Source organism: Pseudomonas sp. RW407, assembly GCF_003176655.1.
Lineage (GTDB): Bacteria > Pseudomonadota > Gammaproteobacteria > Pseudomonadales > Pseudomonadaceae > Pseudomonas > Pseudomonas delhiensis.
In genome coordinates, this window is sequence record NZ_QGSL01000029.1 from 499,131 (window position 1) to 501,829 (window position 2,699).

Sequence of the window (2,699 nt, forward strand, 5' to 3'; positions counted from 1 at the left end):
GGTTCTGGGTTGCTGGTGTTTCGGCATTAACAACTATCGTGCCACTACCACGATCAATAAAAATATCCTTTAAAAACAACATCTTGCTCTTTTAGGAGGGCGATTCTGCGGCGTTTTCCGCAACCGCGGCGGCCCGGGCGCGGAATTTTGTGCAGAGAAAGTCGCGGCGGCGGAGAAAGCTCGACGGCCGCGGGATGTTGTGCGGTTATCGTACGGATGCGGCCGTTCCCTCCCCCTCCGGGCAGGAATCCGATTGACCGCCGTGGCCGGCCCGGCATACTCCCCGGACCAGCCTGCGTCTTCTTGAACTGCCTCATGACTATTACAAATACGGGCAAGAACGGGCGCGCGGCGGATGAGGAGTTCTTCCGGCACATGCTCAGCCGGCAGAAACGCCTGATCGTCGACCGCGCCTGCCAATTCGATCCACGGGGCCTGCCTTCTGCCGAGCAACTGGCCGAGACCGTGGCCTTCTCCCCCCAGGACGGCAGCATCTGGCTGTGCGGCCAGCGCATGATGCTCCTGCAGGGTTCCGCCTTCGGCGCCATCCGCCGCGAGCTGATCGAGGCCCAGGGGCTGGACAAGGCCCGCGGCCTGCTCACCCGCATCGGCTGGCAGGCCGGCGCGCGCGACGCGGCCCAGGTCAGCGAGCAGTGGCCCGAGGGCGACCATGCCAGCCTGTACAGCGCCGGCCCGCGCCTGCACATGCTCGAAGGGATGGTCAACGTCGAGCCGATCAATTTCGAGATCGACTCCAGCATCGGCCACTTCTACTCCGAGTTCCTCTGGCACAACTCGCTGGAGGCCGACGAGCACATCGCCACCTATGGCCTGGGCAGCGAACCCTCGTGCTGGATGGGCATCGGTTACGCCAGCGGCTACGCCTCCTCGCTGCTCGGGCGCCTGGTGGTGTTCCGCGAGGTGGAGTGCCGCGCCATGGGCCACCATGCCTGCCGCATCATCGGCAAGCCGGCGGAGGAATGGGACGACATCGACGCCGACCTGGCCCACCTGGACGCCAGCGACTTCCTCGGCCGCAGCACCTACGGCAGCGGCCAGGCGACGACGGTCGCCGCGCTGCCCAGCCCCGCCGACGACCAGCCGATGGTCGGCATCTCCGCCGCCTTCATGGCCGCCAGCCAGCTGCTGCAGCGCGTCGCGCCGACCCAGGCGACGGTGCTGCTGACCGGGGAATCCGGCGTGGGCAAGGAACTCTTCGCCCGCACCCTGCACCAGGCCAGCAAGCGCAGCCAGGGGCCGCTGGTGGCGCTGAACTGCGCGACCCTGCCGGAGAACCTGGTGGAGGCCGAGCTGTTCGGCGTCGAGCGCGGCGCCTTCACCGGCGCCGAGCGCTCGCGGCCCGGGCGCTTCGAAAGGGCCAACGGCGGCACCCTGTTCCTCGACGAGATCGCCACCCTGAGCCTGGCCGCGCAGAGCAAGATCCTGCGGGTGCTGCAGGAAGGCGAACTGGAGCGGGTCGGCGGCACCACGGCGATCCGCGTGGACGTCAGGGTGGTCGCGGCCACCAACCTCGACCTGCGCCGCGAGGTGGAGGCCGGGCGTTTCCGCGAGGACCTGTTCTACCGCCTGAACGTCTTCCCCATCCACCTGCCGCCGCTGCGCGAGCGCCGGGAAGACATCCCGCTGCTGATGAGCTACTTCCTGCGCAAGTTCAGCCTGCGCCACGGCCGGCAACTGGCGGGCTTCAGCACGCGCCTGGTCAACGCGCTGCTGACCTACCGCTTCCCCGGCAACATCCGCGAGCTGCAGAACCTCATCGAACGCGGCGTCATCGCCGCCGCCGACGGCGAGGTGATGGACGTCATCCACCTGGCCGAAGGCGGGGCCGCGCCGATCGCCACGCCCATAGGGCTGACGGCCGAAGGCCGGCTGTCCCGCCCCCTCGCCGAAACCGACAGCGAACCGCCCGCACAGCCGCCGACGCAGCCCGAGGCCACGGCCAGCAAGGCCGTCGAAGAACCCGAGCTGGCCAGCCTGCTCGCCTTCGTCTCCGGCCGCAACCCGACCCTGGGCATCTCGCTGGAAGACGTCGAACGCCGCCTGGTGCAGGTGGCGATGGAGCGCACCGGCGGCAACATCACCGCCGCCGCGCAGATGCTCGGCATGAGCCGCGCCCAGGTCAGCTACCGCCTGAAAGGACGCTGAGGCCGCAGGGCGAGAGCGACGTAGGCGTTATGCGGCCTACGACCGTGCTCCCCTGGACCCGTAGGAGCGGGCCCTGCCCGCGATTTCGCGCGCAGGGCGCGCTCCTACATGGGAATGGCGTGGGCGGGGCACTGTAGGGCGAATAACCGTTCGCGGTTATCCGCCGCCAGCCGGGATGCCGGTGCTCGCGGAGAATGGCGGATAACGCCATAGGCGTTATCCGCCCTACGGCCGTGCTCCCCTGGAACCGTAGGAGCGGACTCCGTCCGCGATTTCGCGCGCAGGGCGCGCTCCTACAGGGGAATGGCGTGGGTGGGGCACTGTAGGGCGAATAACCGTTCGCGGTTATCCGCCGCCAGCCGGGATGCCGGTGCTCGCGGAGAATGGCGGATAACGCCACAGGCGTTATGCGCCCTACGGCCGAGCGTCCCTGGACCCGTAGGAGCGGACTCCGTCCGCGATTTCGCGCGCAGGGCGCGCTCCTACAGGGGAATGGCGTGGGTGGGGCACTGTAGGGCGAATAACCGTTCGCG

The 2,699-nt window shown here is 68.5% G+C and carries 1 protein-coding gene; it reads left to right on the top strand.

Annotated elements, in window-relative coordinates; all coding sequences use genetic code 11:
- Positions 1-315: 315 nt before the first annotated feature.
- Positions 316-2,166 (top strand): sigma-54-dependent Fis family transcriptional regulator, encoded by a 1,851-nt coding sequence (locus DK254_RS03180; RefSeq protein ID WP_109932159.1) that lies wholly within the window; start codon positions 316-318, stop codon positions 2,164-2,166.
- The last annotated feature ends 533 nt before the right edge of the window (positions 2,167-2,699 follow it).

Excerpts from the sequence above, each read along its gene's own strand:
- DK254_RS03180 (WP_109932159.1), top strand. The coding sequence starts at position 316 with ATGACTATTACAAATACGGGCAAGAACGGGCGCGCGGCGGATGAGGAG.